We start from the raw sequence: 19043 nt of genomic DNA, 5'->3' as shown, positions 1-19043 counted from the left end.
GCAGTCGGGCACGCTCGCCACGCAACTGCGCATGCTGCAGGACGCCGGCTGGCGCGTGACGCTCGGCAAGCGCGGCGGCGGCAGCCGCATCGATCCGCGCAAGCGCCGCGTGACGATCGACGGCGCGCTCCAGCATCCGGGCAGCATCACGTATACGCTCGCGCACGAAGCGCGTCACGCGGTCGAGGCGATGGCCGGCGTGCTGAACCTCGACTACGGCAACCGCAGCCGCTTCACGCGCAAGGCGCTCGAAGCCGAGGCGCGCGCGCAGATCAACGCGTTCGAGGCACGCTACGAAATCGAGCTCGCGGGCGGCGGCGACATTGCCGCGCACGTGCGCCTGCCGGATGCGATCGAGCGCGAAGGCGACGCATGGCGCGCGCCGTCGCACGACTATGCGGGCACGGTCGGACGCCTCGTCGACGCATTCGCGGATGCGCCCGTGTCGGGCCGCGACGGCGAAACCTACCGCGATTTCTACGACGACGTGTGGTCGCGCCAGAAGCGCCGCGGCGGCATCCCGCGCCGGATGCCCGCGCCGCAGACGCACGAGACCGACGGCACACCGCACGGCGTGCGCAGCTTCGACGAACGCGTGGCATGGAGCCGCGCGCATGCCGAATATGCGTCGCCGTTCGGCGATGGGCCCGTGCCCGCGGCGGCCGACCTGCAGGCGGCACGCAGCCGCCACTTCACGATGCTGGAGGACGAAGGCGTGCTGATGCTGCACGCCGACACGTTGCCGGACGGCACGCTGCTCGCGGGCGGGCAGCCGGCCGGCGTGCATGAATACGCGCTCGACCAGGCGCCGTCGTTCCTGGTCAAGGAGGGCTATTCGATCGTGCTGTCCGCGAAGCACGGCGGCGAGGCGGCCGCCGCCGGGCTCGCGAATCTGTGGCAGCGGCCGGTGTACGCGCCGCCCCCGCACGCGGTCGGCGAACGCGCGGCGCTGCTCGACACCGGCGTGTTCCGTCGCTACGACCCGGCGCCCGCGGCACCGCACGATCTCGGGCAACTGACGGCCGACGCCGAAGGCGTGCACCTCGAAGGCAATCCGGCCGCGCGGATCGACGTCGAGCGTCACGTCGGCGAGCTGCTCGGCGCCGGCGCCGAAAAAACCGTGTTCGCGCTCGGCCACGATGCCGCGCTCGCGGTTTACGACAACGGTCCGCATACGTCGGAAGCCCGCCAGATCGAGGCGGCGATCGACGAGAGCATCGCACTCGACGATCTCGCGTCGTACGGGCTGAAGACCGTGACGATGGACGGCCCGTTCTCCGCGCTGAACCGCGTCGCCGTGCTGTACCGGCCGCTCGGAGTGTTCCACAGCTTCGGCTTCGAGACGGGCGCGCTGCCGCACGTGGTGTCGCGCGCGGCGCTCGAGCACCTCCGGCAGATTCGCGAAGTCGTCGAACGCACGGGCATCGGCTTCGACCTGCAAGGCCTCTTCACGCGCGGCGGCGACTTCCTGCTGAGCGACCCCGGTGCGATCGGCATGGGCGCGGGCGAGCATTTCACCACGCTGCAGCGGCTCGCGGTGATCGAGCGCGCGCTGACGCAAGGCCTCGAGCGCGGCCACGTCGAACTCGCGCATCCGCGACTCGCCGAAACGCCGCCGCCCGATGCGTTCGTGCAAAAGCCGTCGGTCATCACGCGCGTGCGGATGCGCTTTGGCGGCGCGCCGCTGCCGAAGGAAGCGTACCGGCTGATCGACGCATCGAGCCTGCTGTCGCAGCAGCTTCGGCTCGGCGCCGACGCAGGCTGGAAAGTCGTGCGCGGCAAGCCCGGCGCCGGCAGCAAGATCGACACGCGACGGCGGCGCGTCACGATCGACGGCGGACTGCAGTCGACCGGATCGATGGTCTACGTGCTCGCGCACGAAGCCCGCCATGCGCTCGAGGCCGCGACCGGCACGCTCGGGCTCGACTACGGCTCGACGCAGCGCTACGTGCGCAGCGCGCTGCTCGCCGAGGCGCGCGCGCAGGTCAACGCATTCGCGGTGCGCGACGAGATCCGCGCGAACCTCGGCATCGACATCGGCCGCCACGTCGCGCTGCCCGACGCGATCGCCAACGAATACGGTCGCGCGCGGGCCGGCGACGCCGCCTCGCTCGCGCGTCTCGCCGACGCGTTCGAGCACAGCCCGACGTCGCTCGACGGCGGCGTGACCTACGGCGAGCTGTATCGGCGTCACGCGCAGGCCGCGCGGCACACCGGCGTCACGATGCCGGCGCCGCGCGAGACGGCCGCGACGCTCGCCGAAGAAACCGCATGGTCGCGCGCGCGTCCGGTGAAGGCATCGCCGTTCGACGGCAAGCCGGTGGCCGGCGTCGACGCGCTGACGCTGGACCGCTCGGGCCCGCTGTCCTACGACCGCGACGGCCGCATCGTGATCGTGCATGGCGTCACCGACGCGCAAGGCCGCCTCGTCGATCCGGACGGCCGGCCGTACACGCCGGTCGAGGTCACGCTCGCGCACCGTTCGGTGCTCGGCCTGCCCGGCTCGTCGGTGATTCTGTCGGCACGCAACGGCCGCGATGCCGCCGCCTGGCTCGCGAACGTGTGGCAGCGCCCCGTCTACGCGCCGCCGACGATCGCGGTCGGGCTCGGCGCCGAGGCGCGACTCGGCCATACCAACGCGTGGCTGCGCTACGATCCGGCGCCGCACCAGCGCCCGGACCTGGGCGCGCTCGACGTCGACGGCAACGGCGTCCACGCGAGCGGCGATCCGGCCGCGCGCGTGCCGGTCGAGCGCTTCACCGGCGCCGCGACCGGCGCCGGCATCGAGAAGACCGTGTTCGAACTGGGCCGCCGCAATGCGATCGGCCTCTACGAGGGCACGGACAATCGCGCGATTCTCGGTCACATCGAATCGATCCGCCTCGAACAGGAAGGCCTCGCGGCGCTGCGCGCGCACGGGCTGCGCACGCTCACGGTCGGCGGCCCGTTCGCGGCATTCGATCGCGTGGCCGTGATGTACGCGCCGTTCGCGTCGCTGAGCAGCCACGACGTGATGGCCGGCATGCTGCCGTCGCGCGTCACCCGCGACGCATTCGCGCAGCTCGACCGCGCGCGCGACATCACCGCGCAGCACCGTCTGTACTACGACTTCGAAGGCGTGTTCGACGCGCACGGCGACTTCTACCTGAGCGATCCGTCGACGGTCATGACCGATGCGCCGAAGCTGAACGTGGAAGGCATCGTCCGCGAGATCGGCACGCTACGCGTGATGCTCGAGGACGGCATCGCGCGCGGCGCGATCGAGCTCGCGCATCCCGGCATCACCGAGCACTTGCCGCCCGACGCATTCGTGCAGAAGCCGTCCGTCATCACGCGCATCCGGATGCGGTTCGGCGGCGCGCCGCTGCCCAAGGCCGCCCATGCGCTGGTCGACCGCTCGAGCCTGTTGCGCCAGCAGGTCGCGCTGGCCGGCGAGGCCGGCTGGAAAATCGTGGTGGGCCGGCCCGGGCGCGGCAGCCGGATCGATACCGCGAAGCAGCGGATCGTGCTCGACGGGCAGTTCCACGGCGCCGGCACGCTCGTCTACACGCTCGCGCACGAAGCGCAGCACGCGGTCGAGACGATCACGCGCCGCCTCGCGCTCGACCGTTCATCGCCGCAGGCGCTTGCCGACAGCGCGCTGATGGCCGAAGCGCGCGCACAGGCGAACGCGTTCGCGGTGCGCCGCGAAATCCTCGACGATGGCGGCATCGACATCGCCAGGGACGCCCATCTGCCCGATGCGATCGCACGCGAAGCCGACCACGCGATGCCCGGCGACGAAGCCGGGCTGCGCCGGCTCGCGGCCGCCTTCGGCGACGTCGCGCCGTCCGTGCCGGGCCACGCGACCTATCGCGCGTACTACGCGAGCCAGGCCGATGCGATGCACGCGCTCGGCGTGCCGCGCGAAATGCCGGCGCCCGCGCCGCAGCCGGCGTCGAACGCGCCGATGCCCGCGGCGACGGCGGACGCCGCGCGCCGCCAGCATGCGCTCGATCACCTCGCCTCGCACGGCAAGCGCGACCTGATCCGCATCGACGGTTCGCAACTCGCGTCGCTCCAGCAGATGAAGGATGCGTTCGGCACGAATGCGCACGTGCTGATCGCCGAGCATGAAGCGCGGCCGGACGCGTCGATCGACGCGCGCCATGCGCAGCCGAAGTTCGTCGCGAGCATGCGCACCGACGAGCACGGTACGTTCGTCGACAAGGCGTCCGCCGATCCGGCCGTGTCGATCCCGGACGCGGTCTATCGCGCGCTGAAGGACAACGGCAGCGCGGAACGGGCGAACGTCGATTTCTACGTGTCGCCCGTGTCGCTTGCGGAATTGCGCGAGTACGGCGGCGCCGCGCGGATCACCGCGCGCAGCGATGGCCGCACTTGGGAAGCCGAACCGGCCACGACGCCCGACGCGGACGTCGTCACGACGCTGCAGTCGCTCGCCGACGCGCCGCGCTTTCGCCGGCCGAAACAGGCGGCGAAAGCGGCCGGCGACGGCGCGACGCTTTACGCGATCGACAAGGAAACCGGCAAGGTGCTCGGCTACGCGACGCGCAACGCCGCGCACGACTGGACCTATCACGAGTCGACCTCGCTCGGCGACGCGACGATCGCGCCGCGCGATCTCGGCGCCGCGTTCCGCCGACGCGCGCGCAACCTGTCCGGCGGCCGGCGCGGCGTGCGATTCGTCGTGACGGACGTCACGCACGACACCGTCGAGCGCTACGGCGGCTTCGCGCCGGCGGAAATGCGCAAGGCGCTCGGCGACGAGAAGCCGCCGATGCAGAAACTCGGCACGCGCGTACAGCGCGGCCTCGCGAAAGCCGACCCGGGCGTGCGCCGCAAGATCGCCGAGATCGAAGGCGCCGACAGTCCGTTCCTGCCGCCGAAGCTCGTCCCGGACAGCGAGCAGCTCGCGATCGACTTCAGCGGCGCGAACACGCTGCACCTGATGCGCGCGCTGGAGCTGAAGGCGCTGCGCGGCGATCACTACGTGTACGTGTACGAGACCGATCATCCGGTTGCCGAATCGCTGCATACGCGCCGCGGCATCATCGCGATCCACGACGGCAACGCGCGCTGGTACGACGACGCCGAGCAATTGCGCGACCACCCGGACGCGGGCCGCCCGCTCGACGAGATGCCGCTCGGGCGCGGCCCGTTCGGCGCGAACCAGCACTTTCTGCTGTCGACGCTCGCGCCCGAAGCGTTCGATCCGCGCGCGACCGCCACGCAGAAAGCCGCGCTCGCGCAACGACTCACGCAGCTGCTCGACGAGAAGTCGTATTTCGATGCGCTGCCGCAGAAGTTCGACCTCGCGACACGCTGGATCCGCACGCAGATCGCCGGCCAGATCGATCGCGTGAAAGCCGCTCAGGCCGACCTCGCCGCGGCCCAGCAAGCCGCGCAGCCGGCGGCCGGCGGCTCCACGGGCCCTGCCGGCCGGGTGCGCAATGCGCTGCGCGGCAAGCGCGGCCGGCGCAACCGCCGCGCCGCGAATGCGGCAAACGCGGCAAACGCGCCGGCCGCGCCGAAGCCGCAGAAGCCACCGAAGACGCCGGCGGCCAAGCCGCTGACGCTGCGGCCCTACCAGCCGAGCCTCGGTTCGAGCACGGTCGCGGAATGGGTGATGCGCTACGGCGCCGCGAAGGTGGCCGACTGGTTCCCGACGATCGACCGCGTGAAGGCGGTCACCGCACGCAAGAACCAGCCCGATGCCGGCGGCCTCGCACTGACCGACGAACCGCAGACGATCCTGGCCGACGCACCGATGCTGAAAGCGCTCGGCATCCCCATCGGTCTCGCGCGCGAGGTGTCGAGCATGCCGTCGCGCGGGCCGGTCGCCGATCCCGGCGGCGATCACAACCGCTTCGTGAAGTGGATGCAGGCGTACGCCACGCGCCACAGCGCGGCGCGCATGATCGACAAGCGCGCGATCCAGGCGTTCGTGCGCGCACCGGCCGAGATTCAGGACCGCGTCGCGCCGATGGCGCGTGCGTTCAACCTGCGCGACGATCCCGCGCTCGCGGTGCGCTACGTCGAACAATATGGCGGCGCGATGCCGGTGGTGTCGATTCCGGTCGATCCGCACACGCTCGCGGCCGCGCGCGGCGGCAAGCACGATCCGGCGTTCATCCGGCGCGCCCGCAAGTTCGGGTCGCCGATCGGCGCGCGCTACAACGAGGCCGACGCGACGATCACGCGCGAGGCGCCGGACGGCACCACGCGCACGCTCGAGCTCGACGACATCGCGCATCTGCACAAATGGCTCACCGCGGCGTCGCGCCACGGCTTCCAGCTTCGTCTCGAAGCGGCGTCGGGCCGCCCGCTCGTCTCCGCGGACGACCGCCGTACGATCGCCGGCACCAACGACAGCTATGCCGAGTACACGCGGCTGATGACGTCGTTCGAGACGTGGTCGCACGATCACGCCGGCGAGCCCGCGCCGAACGTGATGCTGAGCTTTCACGGATGGGACGCCGTGCTCGAGCCGGTGCCGGGCGCCGGCCACGTCGAGCTGCTCGATGCGCTGCTCGACCGCAAGGCGATCGACTGGCTGCACGTCGGGCTGTCGTACGGCACGCACGGGGCCGACTTCATCGCGAACCAGGACCTGACGCGGGCGCTGGCGGAACGGATCGTCGACTATTACCAGACCGACCGTCACGGCAAGTTCGCGCGACTGCACGGCGCCGATGCGCTCACGCGCGTCTTCGAACCGGTGAGCCCCGAGGCATTCGCGAACCAGCAGCAGGTGCTGTTCGCGGAGATCGCGCGCATCGGCAAGTCGAAAGGGCTGTCCGACGACGCGCTCGCGACGCTGCGCAGCGAACTGTACGAACGCAACACGACCGCACTCGTCAACCAGGCGCGCAAGGCGACGATCGAGCATGCGATGACGCAGTGGGCGTCGGCCGATCATCCGCCCGCCACGCGCACCGAAAAACTCGCCCGCCGCTTCGGCGAGCGCTGGCTCGCGGAAGCCGGCGGCCGCGCGCCGGCCCGCGGCACCGTCGTGTCGACCGCCGATCCCGCGGGGCCGCTGCCCGACAGTCGCGCGTACTGGCAGTCGGTAGTCGAGCGCGAAGCGCTGAAGAACGATCCGTCGAAGCCGATCAGCGTCGGCCGGCAGATCGCGGCGAACCCGAAACAGGCCAAGATGATCGAGGAACTGCAGGCGCTCGCGCAGATCAACGCGCTGCGCGTGCATCGGCCGTCGTTCCGCAAGGCGGAGCTGTGGAAGTCGATCGGCTTCAGCTCGCTCGTCACCGGCGCCGGTGCGCTCGTGATCGCCGATACGCTCGGCGCGACGCACGTGCTGCGGCAGGACATGCTGAGCAGCGCGACGTCGTCGTTCCTGCTGGGCTCGCGTCTCGGTCGCGTGTTCCAGGTCATGCACCAGGGCGCGGTGCGCAGCCTGCAGGCCGGCGATCCGAAGGCCGCGCAGGCGGTGCTCACGCGGCTCGAAGTGACGCTGTCGCGGCAGCTGCGCTCGGGGGCGCACGATTACGGCCAGAACCGGCGCGCGCAGCTCGAGCAGATCTCGAACGAAGCGCGGACACTGGCCGCGCAGTATGTCGAGCTGAACCGCGTCGGGCTGATGAGTTTCGACGACGCGACCACCCACATCAAGGCGCTCGCCGCGGACGTGCTCGCGCAGATGCAGGGCACCGTCGGCGGCACGTCGCTGCAGCAGCTCCATACCGGCAACCCGCGTCACCTGTTCGGGATCGCGGGCCGCGCCGGCGCCGCGATCACGTCGACCGCGACGCTCGCGGTCGGCATCAGCGGCGTCGTGCACGCGCACGGGGCGTTCGATCTCGCCTACGGCTCCGCCGCCATCGCGAGCGGTGCGTTCGGCGCCACGTATGCGGGCCTCGTCTACACGATCGGCGCGCACCGCGTGAATGCCGACAAGCGCAGCCGCATCGTGCGCTTCACCGATTCGGCGAGCGACTTCATGGCCGTCGCATACGGCGGCCTCGGCACCGGCGTGCAGTGGAGCGGCGGCCATTACGACCTCGCGATCGCGACCGGCGTGTCCACCGCGCTGCTGCTCGGCGGCCGTCTGAACACGCATTTCCCGAACGCGACGCCGCTGATCAAGAAGATCCCGACGGCCGTCGTGCTGATTCCGGTCGGCGCGTTCGCGTACAAGCTGATCGAAAGTCTGTGGACGACGTTCTTCGGCTCGGGGTCCGGTTCGTCGAATCAGTCGAATCAGTCGAATTCGTCGCAGTCGAATCTCGCGCCCGGCGCTTCGCCGAGCGCTTCGGCAAGCGCGTCGGCCAGTCCTTCGGCAAGCGCCGCGCCAAGCGCTTCGGCGGTTGCCTCGCCCAGTGCGTCGCCTGCCGCGCCGGCTTCGCCGTCGGCCAGCGCCACGCCGTCGACCGCTCAACCGTCCGGGTCGCCGCAGCCCTACATCGTCGTCGCCGGCGATTCGCTATGGGTCATCGCGGACCAGCATCGCCAGTCGCTGCTCGACGCCGCGCACGTGTCGCGCACCGACCAGCAGGCGATGACGCGCGGCGAGCAGGACACGCGCGCGTTCAACGAGATCCTGCAGCTCAATCCGTCGGTTTCACGCGATCCGAACCGCCTGTCGGTCGGCACGCCGCTGATCGTGGGCTGATAGCGGCGCGCGGGCCGCGTGGCGCCGCGCGCACCGGTTGCGCGCGGCATGCCGCATCACGCCGCCCGCTGATGTTCCAGCCACGCCTGGAACATCAGCACCGTCCACAGCTGGTGCTGCCAGTTCATCCGGCCCGTCTGGTGCTGGCGCCACAGCCGCTCGACCGCCGCCGCATCGAAGAAGCCCTCTTCGCGCAGGCGCGACGGCCGCAGCAGCGCATCGGCCCAGTCGCGCAGCGCGCCGCGCAGCCAGTGGTCGACGGGCGCGCAGAAGCCCTGCTTCGGCCGGTCGATCAGCGCGGACGGCACGTACCGGTCGAGCAGCCGGCGCAGCAGCGCCTTCGACTGCCCTTCCGGCAAGCGCACCGACGCCGGCACACGCCACGCGAATTCGACGACGTGATGATCGAGGAACGGCATGCGCGTCTCGAGGCTCACGGCCATCGCCGCGCGATCGACCTTCGCGAGAATGTCGGTCGGCAGGTACGTGAGCGTGTCGATCGCCATCGCCTGCTCGGCGAAGCTCAGGTGCGCGGGCCACGCGGACACCGTGTCGAGCGGCGTCGGCGGCTCCTGCCCCGACAGCGCGAGGCGCTCCGGATGATGCACCGACGACATCAGCAGCCGGTACAGCCCGATGCGGCTCTCCGCCGTCATCACATGGCCGAGCTTGTGCAGGCGATCGCCGATGCGCGACGCGGATTCGCGCGCTTCCACGCCGCCGCCCCACGCACCCTGCGCGACGGCCGCGAGCTGGTCCGCGTGATCGGGCCGCAACGCGTGCAACGCGGCGGCGATCCGCGCACGCACCGCCGCCGGCACGCGATGCAGCTTGCGCCACAGGCGCGGCGTCAGGAAGTAGCGCGTATAGCCGCCGAACAATTCGTCGCCGCCGTCGCCGGACAGGCTCACCTTCACGTGCCGGCGCGTCAGTTCGGAGACGAGAAAGGTCGGGATCTGCGACGCATCGGAGAACGGCTCGTCGTAGATCGACGGCAGCTTCGGCACGACGCCGAGCGCATGGTCGGCCGTCACGTAAAGCTCGGTATGGCGCGTGCCGAGATGGCGCGCGACGGCCTTCGCGTAACCGGCTTCGTCGTAGCCGGCCTCGTGGAAGCCGATCGTAAACGTGTCGACCGGCGTCGCCGATTGCGCCTGCATCAGCGCGACGATCGCCGACGAATCGATGCCGCCCGACAGGAACGCGCCGAGCGGCACGTCGGCCTCCATCTGCCGCGCGACGGCCTGGCGCAGGACCGTGTCCAGCTGGCCGACGGCTTCGTCGGCGCTGCCCTCGAACGGCTGCGCGCGGCCCGCCTCGATCGCCTGTTCGAGCGTCCAGTACGCGCGCAGGCGCGGCGTGTCGCGCGCATGTTCGAACTGGATGTACGTGCCGGGCGGCAGCTTGCGGATGCCGCGATAGATCGTATAAGGCGCGGGCACGCTCGACTGGCGCAGGTACAGGCACAGCGCGTCGCGATCGACCGTGCCGTCGAAGCCCGGGTAGCCGCGCAGCGCCTTCAGCTCGGACGCGAACACGAGCGCGTCGCCGATCCGCCCGTAGTAGAGCGGCTTCTCGCCGATCCGGTCGCGCGCGAGCGTCAGCACCCGCGACGCGCGATTCCACAGCGCGAACGCGAACATGCCGGTCGCGCGGCGCAACGTGGCCTCGACGCCCCACGCGACGATCGCCGCGATCAGCACCTCGCTGTCGGAGTGGCCGCGCCACGCCGGTGCACGCCCCGCGCGCTCGAGCTCCGCGCGCAGTTCGCGATGGTTGTAGATTTCGCCGTTGAAGACGAGGACGTAGCGACCGCACGCGGAAGCCATCGGCTGCCGGCCGTGCACCGACAGGTCGACGATCGCGAGCCGCCGGTGGCCGAGCGCGATGCCGGCATCCGGGTCGACCCAGATGCCCTGCCCGTCCGGCCCGCGATGCGCGAGGCTTGCCGTCATTCGCGCGAGCGTGCCGCGCGCTGTCTCCTCATCGAAGGCGACGCTATTCAGAAAGCCGTCGATTCCGCACATTGATTTGTCTGCCCCTGTTGACCTGGTCCGTCACGGGTGGCGCAACCTCGCGGCCCGCCGTCGGGCGTGACGGTCGAGCCATATTACGAAGAAATAAATCAGCAATAATTCACCAGTGAATGTCGGCGAAATCCGGAAAAAAATGGACGTCAAGCGCCGTACGCCGATGATCGAGCGATGGGGTCATATCGAATCCGGCCGGATCGCCGGCAAGCATCGCCGACAAAAAAGGGGCTTGATGCGATGCGACGCCAACCCGCCACGCCGCCGTCAAGCGGCGCCGGTCGCCCATTTCAGCAACTGCGCGACCGCGCGGAAATGCTGCGGCTGGATCGTGCCGTTCTCGGGCGTCGTCTCGTACAGCGCCTGCGCGAGCCCGACGTTGGCGAGCGTCGGGCGCAGCGCGTCGCGGGCCAGCCGCACGATCCGCTCGCCCGCGTCGCCCTCGCCGCGCGCGAGCACCCACGGCAGCGAGCCCATCCCGCCGTAGTAGAGCGCGACGGCCACGCGCGGCGAATAGACGACCACCGACGCATAGCCGATCCGGTCGGGCAGCGACGCGAACTGCGCTTCGCGCGCGAGCTGGCGGCGCTTCGCCTGGATGTGCGGATCGCCTTCGTCCTCCTTGTGCTCGCGCCGCACTTCGTCGATCGACATCTTCATCTTCTGGTTGAACTCGTGCCGCTGGTGCACGATGTCGATCAGCGCCATCACGATGTAGATCAGCGCGGCCCAGCCGAACAGCAGCATCAGCAGCTTCACGATCAGCGCGAGGATCGAGGCCGGCCGCGTGAAGCCCGACTGCACCGACGGATCGAGCGACTCGACGATCAGCCAGCCAAGCGTCGCGACGAGCAGCGCCGTCTTCAGCAGCATCTTCGCGAGATTGACGAGGTTGCGCAGCGACCACAGGTTCTTCATCCCCTCGGCCGGGTTGAGCCGCGACAACTGCGGCACGAGGCGGCTCCACGCCATCACGCCGCCCACCTGCACGAAGCCCGCGAGCAGCCCCGCCAGCAGGCCGGCCGCGACGATCTGCGCGGACAGCGTCGCCCAGTCGCGCGCGGCGCCGTCGATCAGCGCCGCGAGCCGCGCGGACGGATCGGCCGCGCCGACCGCGTCGAACACGAGCCGGAACAGCGCCTGCACCCGCGCGAACAGCGAGCCGATGCCCACCGCGAGCGCCACGCACACGCCGACGAAGAACGCGGACGATACCGTTTCCGCGCTCTTCGGCACGTCGCCTTTCTCGCGCGCCTCGCGCAGGCGCTTCGCGGTCGGCTTCTGGTCCTTTTCGGCCATCCCGGCTCCGGCGCGCTCAGCCGCCGCCGTGCGCGGCGAACAGCGCGCGCAGCAACGCCATCAGCCCGCTGTCGGGGCTCAGCAGCGAATGCAGCGACGCGTACACCACCGGCAGGAACAGGATCATCATCAGCACCGCGAGCGCGCTCTTCAGCGGCTGCGAGAACACGAAGATGTTGAGTTGCGGCACCGCGCGCCCGACCAGGCCGACGCCCAGCTCGACGAGCACCAGCACGATCGTGACCGGCGCCGCGAGCTTCACCATCCATTCGAAGATCGTGTCGGTCTGCCGCACGATGAAGGTTTGCAGCATCGACGAGAAGTCGGGGCCGAGCGAGCCGATCGGCCACCATGCGTACGACTGCGCGAACAGTTGCACGAGCACCTGCAACCCGCCCGCCGTGACGAACAGCGCAATCGCGACGAAATTCAGGAATCCAGAAGTCGGGCCGCCCTCGTGGCCACCCATCGGATCGAAGAACGCGGCGCTGCCGCTGCCGGTCTGAAAGTCGATCAGGTAGCCGACGCCCTGGATCGCGAACAGCACCGCGCTGAACGCGCCCGCGAGCAGCATGCCGACCATCGCCTCCTTCGCGACCAGCAGGCACCACATCAGGAACGGCAGCGCGGCGACCTGCGCGGCATCGATCGTCGGCGCGACGAACGCGGCGATCACGACCGCGATCCCGTTGCGCACGAGGCCCGTGATGATCTGCTCGTTGAATACCGGCACGACGAACATGATCGGCAGCAGGCGCGGCATCACGTAGAGCAGCGGCCGCAGCATGCCGGCGACGTCGTTGAAACCCGCGGCCTGGTCTAGCATCGGCGCTCCGCGGCGGCGGGCGGGGCGGGATCGTCGGGCGAGGCGGATGCGGCGGATGCGTCGGTTTCGGTGGCGATGTCGGCGTCCGTTTCCGCTTCGGTCATCGCCGCATCGAACGCGGCGGCGGCCTCGGGCGGCGTGGACGCATGACCGGCCGCGGCGTCGCCCGCACCAGCCACCCAGGTGCCGCCCGTCGCGAAGCGCCGCACCGCGTAGCCGTCCGCGATGTCGTCGGCGTCGCGCTCGACCCGCGCGGCGCGCGCGTGCAGCGCCTTCTCGCCGGCCTTCTCCAGCTTGTCCTCGGCGGCCTTCGCCTTGCGCGCGGCGCGCTGCAGGTCGGCGAGCGTCGCCTCGTGGCCGCGATGCACGTGCGCGGCCTCGCTCACCGACGCGTTCGCGGTGCCGATATGCCGGTCGAACGTGCGCGTATCGGCCGCCGCGTTCTGCAATGCGCGGGCCTCGCGCACGTCGTCGGCGAGCCGCGTCTGGATCGCGGCCTTCGCGGCGACCTGCTGCGCGAGCTGCGCCTGCGCGGCCGCGAGCGCGCGGCGGCTCTGCGCGGCGATGCCCTGCTGGCGCGCGGCCGCGACGCGCGCGATCTGGCTGCGCATCTCGCGCACGCGCTTCAGGCGAGCGAGCGTCGCGAGCACGAGGCGGTCGTCGGCTTCAGACATGATCGTTCGCCAGCTTCGTCAGCTTCGCGAGCAGCGCGTCGAAACGCACGTCCTCGTCCGACGCCTGCGCGCAGAACGCGCCGATCGCGTCGCGCGCGCGCAGCGCGAGATCGCCGAGCCGGTCGCTGCCTTCGCGATACTCGCCGATCTGCACCAGCAGCTCGATCTCCTGGTACTTCGCGATCAGCTCGCGCACGCGCGCGGCCGCATGCTGGTGCGCGCGGCTCGCGACGAGCGGCATCACGCGCGACAGGCTCGCGAGCACGTCGATCGCCGGATAGCGGTTCGCGAGCGCGATCTTGCGCGACAGCACGATATGGCCGTCGAGGATCGAGCGCACCTCCTCGGCGATCGGGTCCGATTCCTCGTCGCCTTCGACGAGCACCGTGTAGAGCGCGGTGATCGACCCGTGCGCCCCCTGCCCCGCGCGTTCGAGCAGGCGCGGCAATACCGCGAACGTCGACGGCGGGAAGCTGCGCCGCGTCGGCGGCTCGCCGCTCGCGAGGCCGACCTCGCGCTGCGCGCGGGCGAAGCGCGTCAGCGAATCGACCAGCAGCAGCACGCGCTTGCCCGCATCGCGGAAGTGCTCGGCGATCGCGGTCGCGACCAGCGCGGATTTCACGCGCTCCATCGCGGGGCGATCGGATGTCGACACGACGACGATCGACCGCGCGCGCACCTCGGGCGACAGGCTGTGCTCGATGAATTCGCGCACCTCGCGGCCGCGTTCGCCGACCAGCGCGATCACGTTCACGTCGGCCTGCGCGCCGCGCGCGATCATCCCGAGCAGCGTGCTCTTGCCGACGCCGGACGGCGCGAAGATGCCGACGCGCTGCCCGATGCCGAGCGTCATCAGCCCGTCGATCACGCGCACGCCGGTCGGAAACGGCGTGTCGATCATCTTGCGCGCGAGCGGGTTCGGCGGGTCCTGCTGCGTCGAGACCCATGCGGCGCCCGTCACCGGCCCGCGATCGTCGAGGGGCCGGCCGAGCCCGTCGAGCACGCGGCCGAACAGCCCCTCGCCCACCGGAAAGACATGCTCGCGCCCGGACGGCACGACGGTCGTCTCCGGCGACAGCCCGGCCACGTCGCCGAGCGGCGTGAGCAGCGTCGTCTGGCGCGAGAAGCCGACCACCTCTGCGAGCAGCGTCGGCTGGTTCGGCGTGCGCAGCTCGCAGATCTCGCCGAGCCGCGCGCGGATGCCCGTCGCGTTCAATATCTGCCCGACCGCGTGGTTGACGCGGCCCTGCACCGACACCGGCGAGAAGAACGCCAGCCCCGCGTCGAGTTCGCCGACCAGGCGGCCGCGATCGAACGGCGCGCCGTCGTCGTCGCCGAACGGTGGCGGATCGTCGAGCGGCGCGTTCATCGCGCGGCGCCCTTCAGCGCGTCGCGGCGGATCGCCTGACGCAACGCGTCGATCTGCAGGTCGAGGCTCGCGTCGATGCGCCCGGACGGCGTCTCGACCGTGCATGCATGGCGTTCGAGCTGCGCGTCCTCGACGATGCGGATCTTCTGCCGGTTCGACTGCCCGGCGAACGCGCCGTCGAGCGCGTCGCGCATCTCGTCCTTGCGGCCGGGCGCGATACGCACGATCAGGAACGCCTCGTCACGTACGAGCGGCGCGATCCGCGCGAGCGCGGCCTCGTACAGCTTCTGCGTGCTCATCTCGCCGACGATCGCGCGCACGGCCTTCACGACGATATCGGCCATCGCGTCCTTCATCGTTTCCATCGTGCGCGTGGCGGCGAGCGCCTGCGTGTAGGCCTGCGCGGCCTGCTCGCGTTGCGCGCGGCGCATGCCTTCGTCGTAGCCGGCCGCCTGGCGCTTGTCGAACTCGCGCTGCGCGTCGGCGACGATGCGCGCCGCCTCTTCATGCGCGGTCGCGATCACCGCGGACGCGTCGAGCAGCGCCGCGTATTCGCGCTCCTTGAGCACCTTGCGTTCCGACAGTAGCTGCAGGTTGTCGCTCGTGATCAGAAAAGCCAGTCCCATGACGCAAGCCTCTCGGGAATCAGAAACAGGAACATCAGTTCGCCGAACTGGTCGCGCTGCGCGCGGTTCAGCCAGTACGGCGCCTCGTCGTCGATCGCGCGGTTGAATTTCAGGCGCACGCGCCGCGCGACCGCGTCGCCGGCCACGCCGATGAAATCCGCGAGCAGCCGGCCGCCGCGCGCCCGGATCACGACCGGCAGCGCGGCGGGATCGGCGCGCCACGGTTCGAGCGTTTCCGCGAGCGCGCCGAATTCCGGCGCGCGTTCGAGCGCGAGTTCGAGCGCATCGCCGCCGAGCCGCGCCGCGACTTCCGCGCGGATGCGCCGCCCGGCCAGCACGTCGCGCAGCCATGCGCGATGCAGCAGCAGCCCCGCATACGCGGCCAGTTGTTCGAGCGCCGCGCCCGGCAGCAGCGCGAGCCGCGCGCACGGGTTCGCGACGTCGAAGTCGTGTCGGTCGGCCACGCCGTTCAGGTCTAGCAGGTGCCGCGCGAGCAGCTTGCGGCCGGCCGCGCCGAACGCGTCCGGCGAACGGTAGCGCGCGGGCCAGTCGGCCGGCACGCGTGTCACGTGCAGATAGCGGTCGGGCCGCAGGTTGAAGTCGCAGACGAGCGCATGAAACGTGGCAGCGCGTGCGACGGGAGGCGGCGCAAGCGGATGCAGCCATGGCAGCGTCGCCGCCTCGGCCGCGACGCTCGCCTCGCCCGGCGGCAGCGCGTGCGGCTCGCTCATGCGCCGTCGCGCGCGCCGTCCGGCGTACGCAACCCGCCGCCAGCGTTCTGCGCGGTCGCACCGCTCGCCCCGCGCGACGCACCGAGCAGGCCCGCAAGCCGCGCGCCGAACATCCCGCGCCGCGCGGCCGACAGCGCGATCACCGCGCAGGTCAGCAGGATCAGCGCGAACACGAGCCAGCCGAGCGGCGAGCGCAGCCGCAGGATGTCCGACACCGCACTGCCGATCCCGTCCACGCGCGTCGCGCGCGCGGCGGCCGGCTGCAGGAACAGCGACACGTTGTCGTACTGCAGCCCTTCGATGCTGTGCGCGACGAGATCCTTGACCATCGGCGCCATCGCGCGCAGGTCGACGCCCGGCCGGTAGCGGATGTACACCGCGGCCGACGACGGCTTGATCTTGTCCGCGAGCGGATCGTTCTCCGGAATCACGACCTGCACGCGCGCGACCACCACGCCCTCGATGTCCTGCAGCGTGCGCGACAGATCCTGCGACACGCCGTACAGGTAGCGCACGCGCTCCTCGGCCGGCGTCGACACGAGGCCCTGCTTCTGGAACAGCTCGCCGAGGCTCGCATAGCTCGGCTTCGGCAGTCCGTTCGCCTGCAGTACCGTGAGCGCCGCCTGCATGTCGCCGTCCGCGACGCTCACGAGCCACGCGTTGCGGTCCGACGTGTCGCGCGCATCGTTGTCCTTCGACGCGCTGATGCCCGCGTCGCCGAGCACCGCGACCATCTGGTTCGCGTCGCGCTCCGACAGGCCCGAGTACAGCTCCTTCTGGCACCCGGCCAACAGCACGAGCAGCCCCGCGAGCAGCGCACGCGCCGCCCGGCTGCGCCACGCATGCATGCGCGGCGTCGAATCGATCGTCGTCATCGTTTGTCCGCTTCAGGGCGCGTGAGGCCAGAGCCTCCAGCCAGCACGCGCGCTTTCACTCCTGCGTCTTCAGCACCGTATGCGTGAAGCCGTTCGCCGCCTGTGCAACCGACAGGCTCAACTGGTATTCCGAAATCGTGGTGGTTGCCGTCCACTGGAAATCCATCGCCTTCACCATCGTCATCAGCGGGTCGCTGCGGCTGTCCGCCATCGACGTCAGCATCTCGCTGCGATGCTTGTCGATGTTCGCGTACCGCGAATCGAGATCGTTGCCGTACGTGCGCAACCGCTCGACGAGCGACGACTGGTTCGCCTGTGCGGGCGTCATCTGCACGGCCGGCGCCGCATCCGCCGGCGCGCGCGACATCGCGACACCGGACGAAGACGGCGGGGCGGCCGGCGACGCGCCCGGCTGCATCAGCGCATCGAACTGGCGCACCTGCGCCGGGTCGGACGCCGTGCCCGCTTGCTGCGCGGCACTCGCGAGCGCAGCCGCGCCCGGCGGCGCCGCGCCTACGCCTGTTACCGACATGATCGTGTCCTCCTTGACCGGCAAAGCCGGAAACGGGCCGGCCGGCACGCACCTACGCCACGCCGAGCGCCCGTCACGGGCGGCCCCGGCGTGCGACGTCGCACGGCACGGCCGGCGACCGGCATCACGCGCGGCCGGCGGAACTCAGGTGTTGCGCAACCTGGGCGTTCGCCGTCCCTTCCTGCGCGGTCACTGCGTTGCTGGTTTCGAACGTCGCAGTCGATTGCTGAACCTGGAAGTTGATCTTGGTCAGTTCGAGCTGCGTCTTGGTCAGGTCGTCGGCCTGCTTCTGCACGTCGCCCGTGTTCGTCACACCACCTGCTGCCGAGGTACCCATGCTTCGCTCCTTTACGTGAACAACACACTCCACCTTCCGGCGGCGGCCCCATGCCCCGCCGGCGACGTGACGCGCCGCATGCGCGCGGCGTGTCGCGTAATGCGCGCATCGCCAGGCGCGATGCGCAAATCCTGTCGCGACCCTAGTGCGTCGCGCCCTTCGACGCGCCGGCCGCCGCGACGGCCGGCGTCGCCGGCGCATCGGGCAACAGCGTCGGCCCCGGCACCGGCTGCGCGACGCCCGCCGCCGCGCCGCTCGCGAGCGGCGCCACGGGCGGCGCCGGCGCCTGCTCGGGCACACGCGCCGACGGGCCGCCGAGCGGCATCGTGATGCGCTGGCCGTTGCGCTCGAACACCACTTCGTCCGGGCCGATCGACACGACGCTCGCGCCCTCCTTCAGCCGTGCGCCTTCGAAATAGCGGCTACCGTCGACCGTCTCGATGTAGCGCTGATCGCCGTCGCCGGCGAACACGGTCGTGATCTCCGGAATGCCCGCCGTGCCGCCGAGCGTCGTCGCCGTACGCGGCGCGGCCGCGTCTGCATCGCGTACGTGATCGACCACCTCGAGCGCCGGGCGCGCGTCCTTCATGTAATTGCGGATGCGCGGCTCGATCTGCGCGCGCGCGGCCGTGCCCGTCAGCTCGATCCGGCCGCGGCCGAGATACGTGACCGTCAGTGCCGTGTCGCTGAAATAGGTCTGCGCGGTCGCGACCAGATCGCTGACCACGTAGATATTGCCGAGCGCCGCGTTGTCGACGCCCGCGACGATCTGCGCGACGTGCTCGCGCGCGGCCGGGTCGCTGACGTAACCCGACACGATCACGCCGTCGTCGCGCGGCGCGACCGCCAGCTCCGGATACGCGTGCAGCAGTTGCTGCAGCCGGTGCGTGCGCGCGAGCACCGATTCGTGCTGCCACGGCAAGCGTCCCGACCACGCGACGAAGCCGTAGCCGAGCGCGCCGAGCAGCACGCCGATCCACAGCGCGACCAGCGCGATCACGAGCCGCCGGCTGCCCAGCCGCCGCAGCCCGCCGGTGAGCCAGCCCAGCCATGCCGCTTCACGCGCGGCGTCCGGCGCATCGGTTTCGTCGGGCACCGCGACGCTCGCCTGC

12 protein-coding genes are annotated in these 19043 nt (G+C 71.0%); 1 reads left to right on the top strand and 11 read right to left on the bottom strand.

What is annotated here, in order from left to right; all coding sequences use genetic code 11:
* A partial coding sequence (locus AP428_RS18035; RefSeq protein WP_156349331.1) for an LWXIA domain-containing protein occupies positions 1–8632 on the top strand: 8632 nt, incomplete at its 5' end.
* Positions 8633–8688: 56 nt separating this feature from the next.
* Here the strand turns inward: AP428_RS18035 and asnB are convergent.
* The 11 genes from asnB to sctD all read right to left on the bottom strand — a co-directional run.
* The gene (gene asnB / locus AP428_RS18030; protein WP_011547304.1) at positions 8689–10659 is read right to left on the bottom strand and encodes an asparagine synthase (glutamine-hydrolyzing); all 1971 of its coding nucleotides are present in this window, start codon (positions 10657–10659) and stop codon (positions 8689–8691) included.
* Between the two features lie 270 nt (positions 10660–10929).
* Positions 10930–11961, bottom strand: a complete 1032-nt coding sequence (locus AP428_RS18025; RefSeq protein WP_011547303.1) for an EscU/YscU/HrcU family type III secretion system export apparatus switch protein — start codon at positions 11959–11961, stop codon at positions 10930–10932.
* Between the two features lie 16 nt (positions 11962–11977).
* A complete protein-coding gene (sctT, locus tag AP428_RS18020; RefSeq protein ID WP_011547302.1) occupies positions 11978–12787 on the bottom strand; it encodes a type III secretion system export apparatus subunit SctT in 810 nt (269 codons plus the stop codon).
* Positions 12781–13461 carry a hypothetical protein gene (locus tag AP428_RS18015; protein WP_011547301.1) on the bottom strand — a complete coding sequence of 227 codons (681 nt, stop codon included), beginning with the start codon at positions 13459–13461 and terminating at the stop codon, positions 12781–12783. Before AP428_RS18015 ends, sctT begins: the two co-directional genes overlap by 7 nt.
* A complete protein-coding gene (gene sctN, locus AP428_RS18010; RefSeq protein ID WP_011694787.1) occupies positions 13454–14830 on the bottom strand; it encodes a type III secretion system ATPase SctN in 1377 nt (458 codons plus the stop codon). Before sctN ends, AP428_RS18015 begins: the two co-directional genes overlap by 8 nt.
* The gene (gene sctL / locus AP428_RS18005) at positions 14827–15456 is read right to left on the bottom strand and encodes a type III secretion system stator protein SctL (protein ID WP_011547299.1); all 630 of its coding nucleotides are present in this window, start codon (positions 15454–15456) and stop codon (positions 14827–14829) included. Before sctL ends, sctN begins: the two co-directional genes overlap by 4 nt.
* Entirely contained in the window at positions 15438–16187 is a 750-nt protein-coding gene (locus tag AP428_RS18000) for a SctK family type III secretion system sorting platform protein (RefSeq protein ID WP_011547298.1), read from the bottom strand. Before AP428_RS18000 ends, sctL begins: the two co-directional genes overlap by 19 nt.
* On the bottom strand, positions 16184–17062 hold the full coding sequence (sctJ, locus tag AP428_RS17995; protein WP_011547297.1) for a type III secretion system inner membrane ring lipoprotein SctJ: 879 nt from the start codon (positions 17060–17062) through the stop codon (positions 16184–16186). Before sctJ ends, AP428_RS18000 begins: the two co-directional genes overlap by 4 nt.
* A gap of 55 nt (positions 17063–17117) precedes the next feature.
* Positions 17118–17594 carry a hypothetical protein gene (locus tag AP428_RS17990; protein ID WP_011694788.1) on the bottom strand — a complete coding sequence of 159 codons (477 nt, stop codon included), beginning with the start codon at positions 17592–17594 and terminating at the stop codon, positions 17118–17120.
* 124 nt (positions 17595–17718) lie between these two features.
* A complete protein-coding gene (locus tag AP428_RS17985) occupies positions 17719–17931 on the bottom strand; it encodes a hypothetical protein (RefSeq protein WP_006480857.1) in 213 nt (70 codons plus the stop codon).
* A gap of 142 nt (positions 17932–18073) precedes the next feature.
* A partial coding sequence (gene sctD / locus AP428_RS17980; protein WP_054928340.1) for a type III secretion system inner membrane ring subunit SctD occupies positions 18074–19043 on the bottom strand: 970 nt, incomplete at its 5' end.

It is taken from the genome of Burkholderia sp. E168m22, from assembly GCF_001319805.1.
GTDB lineage: Bacteria > Pseudomonadota > Gammaproteobacteria > Burkholderiales > Burkholderiaceae > Burkholderia > Burkholderia orbicola.
This window is presented reverse-complemented; position numbering and strand designations above follow the sequence as displayed.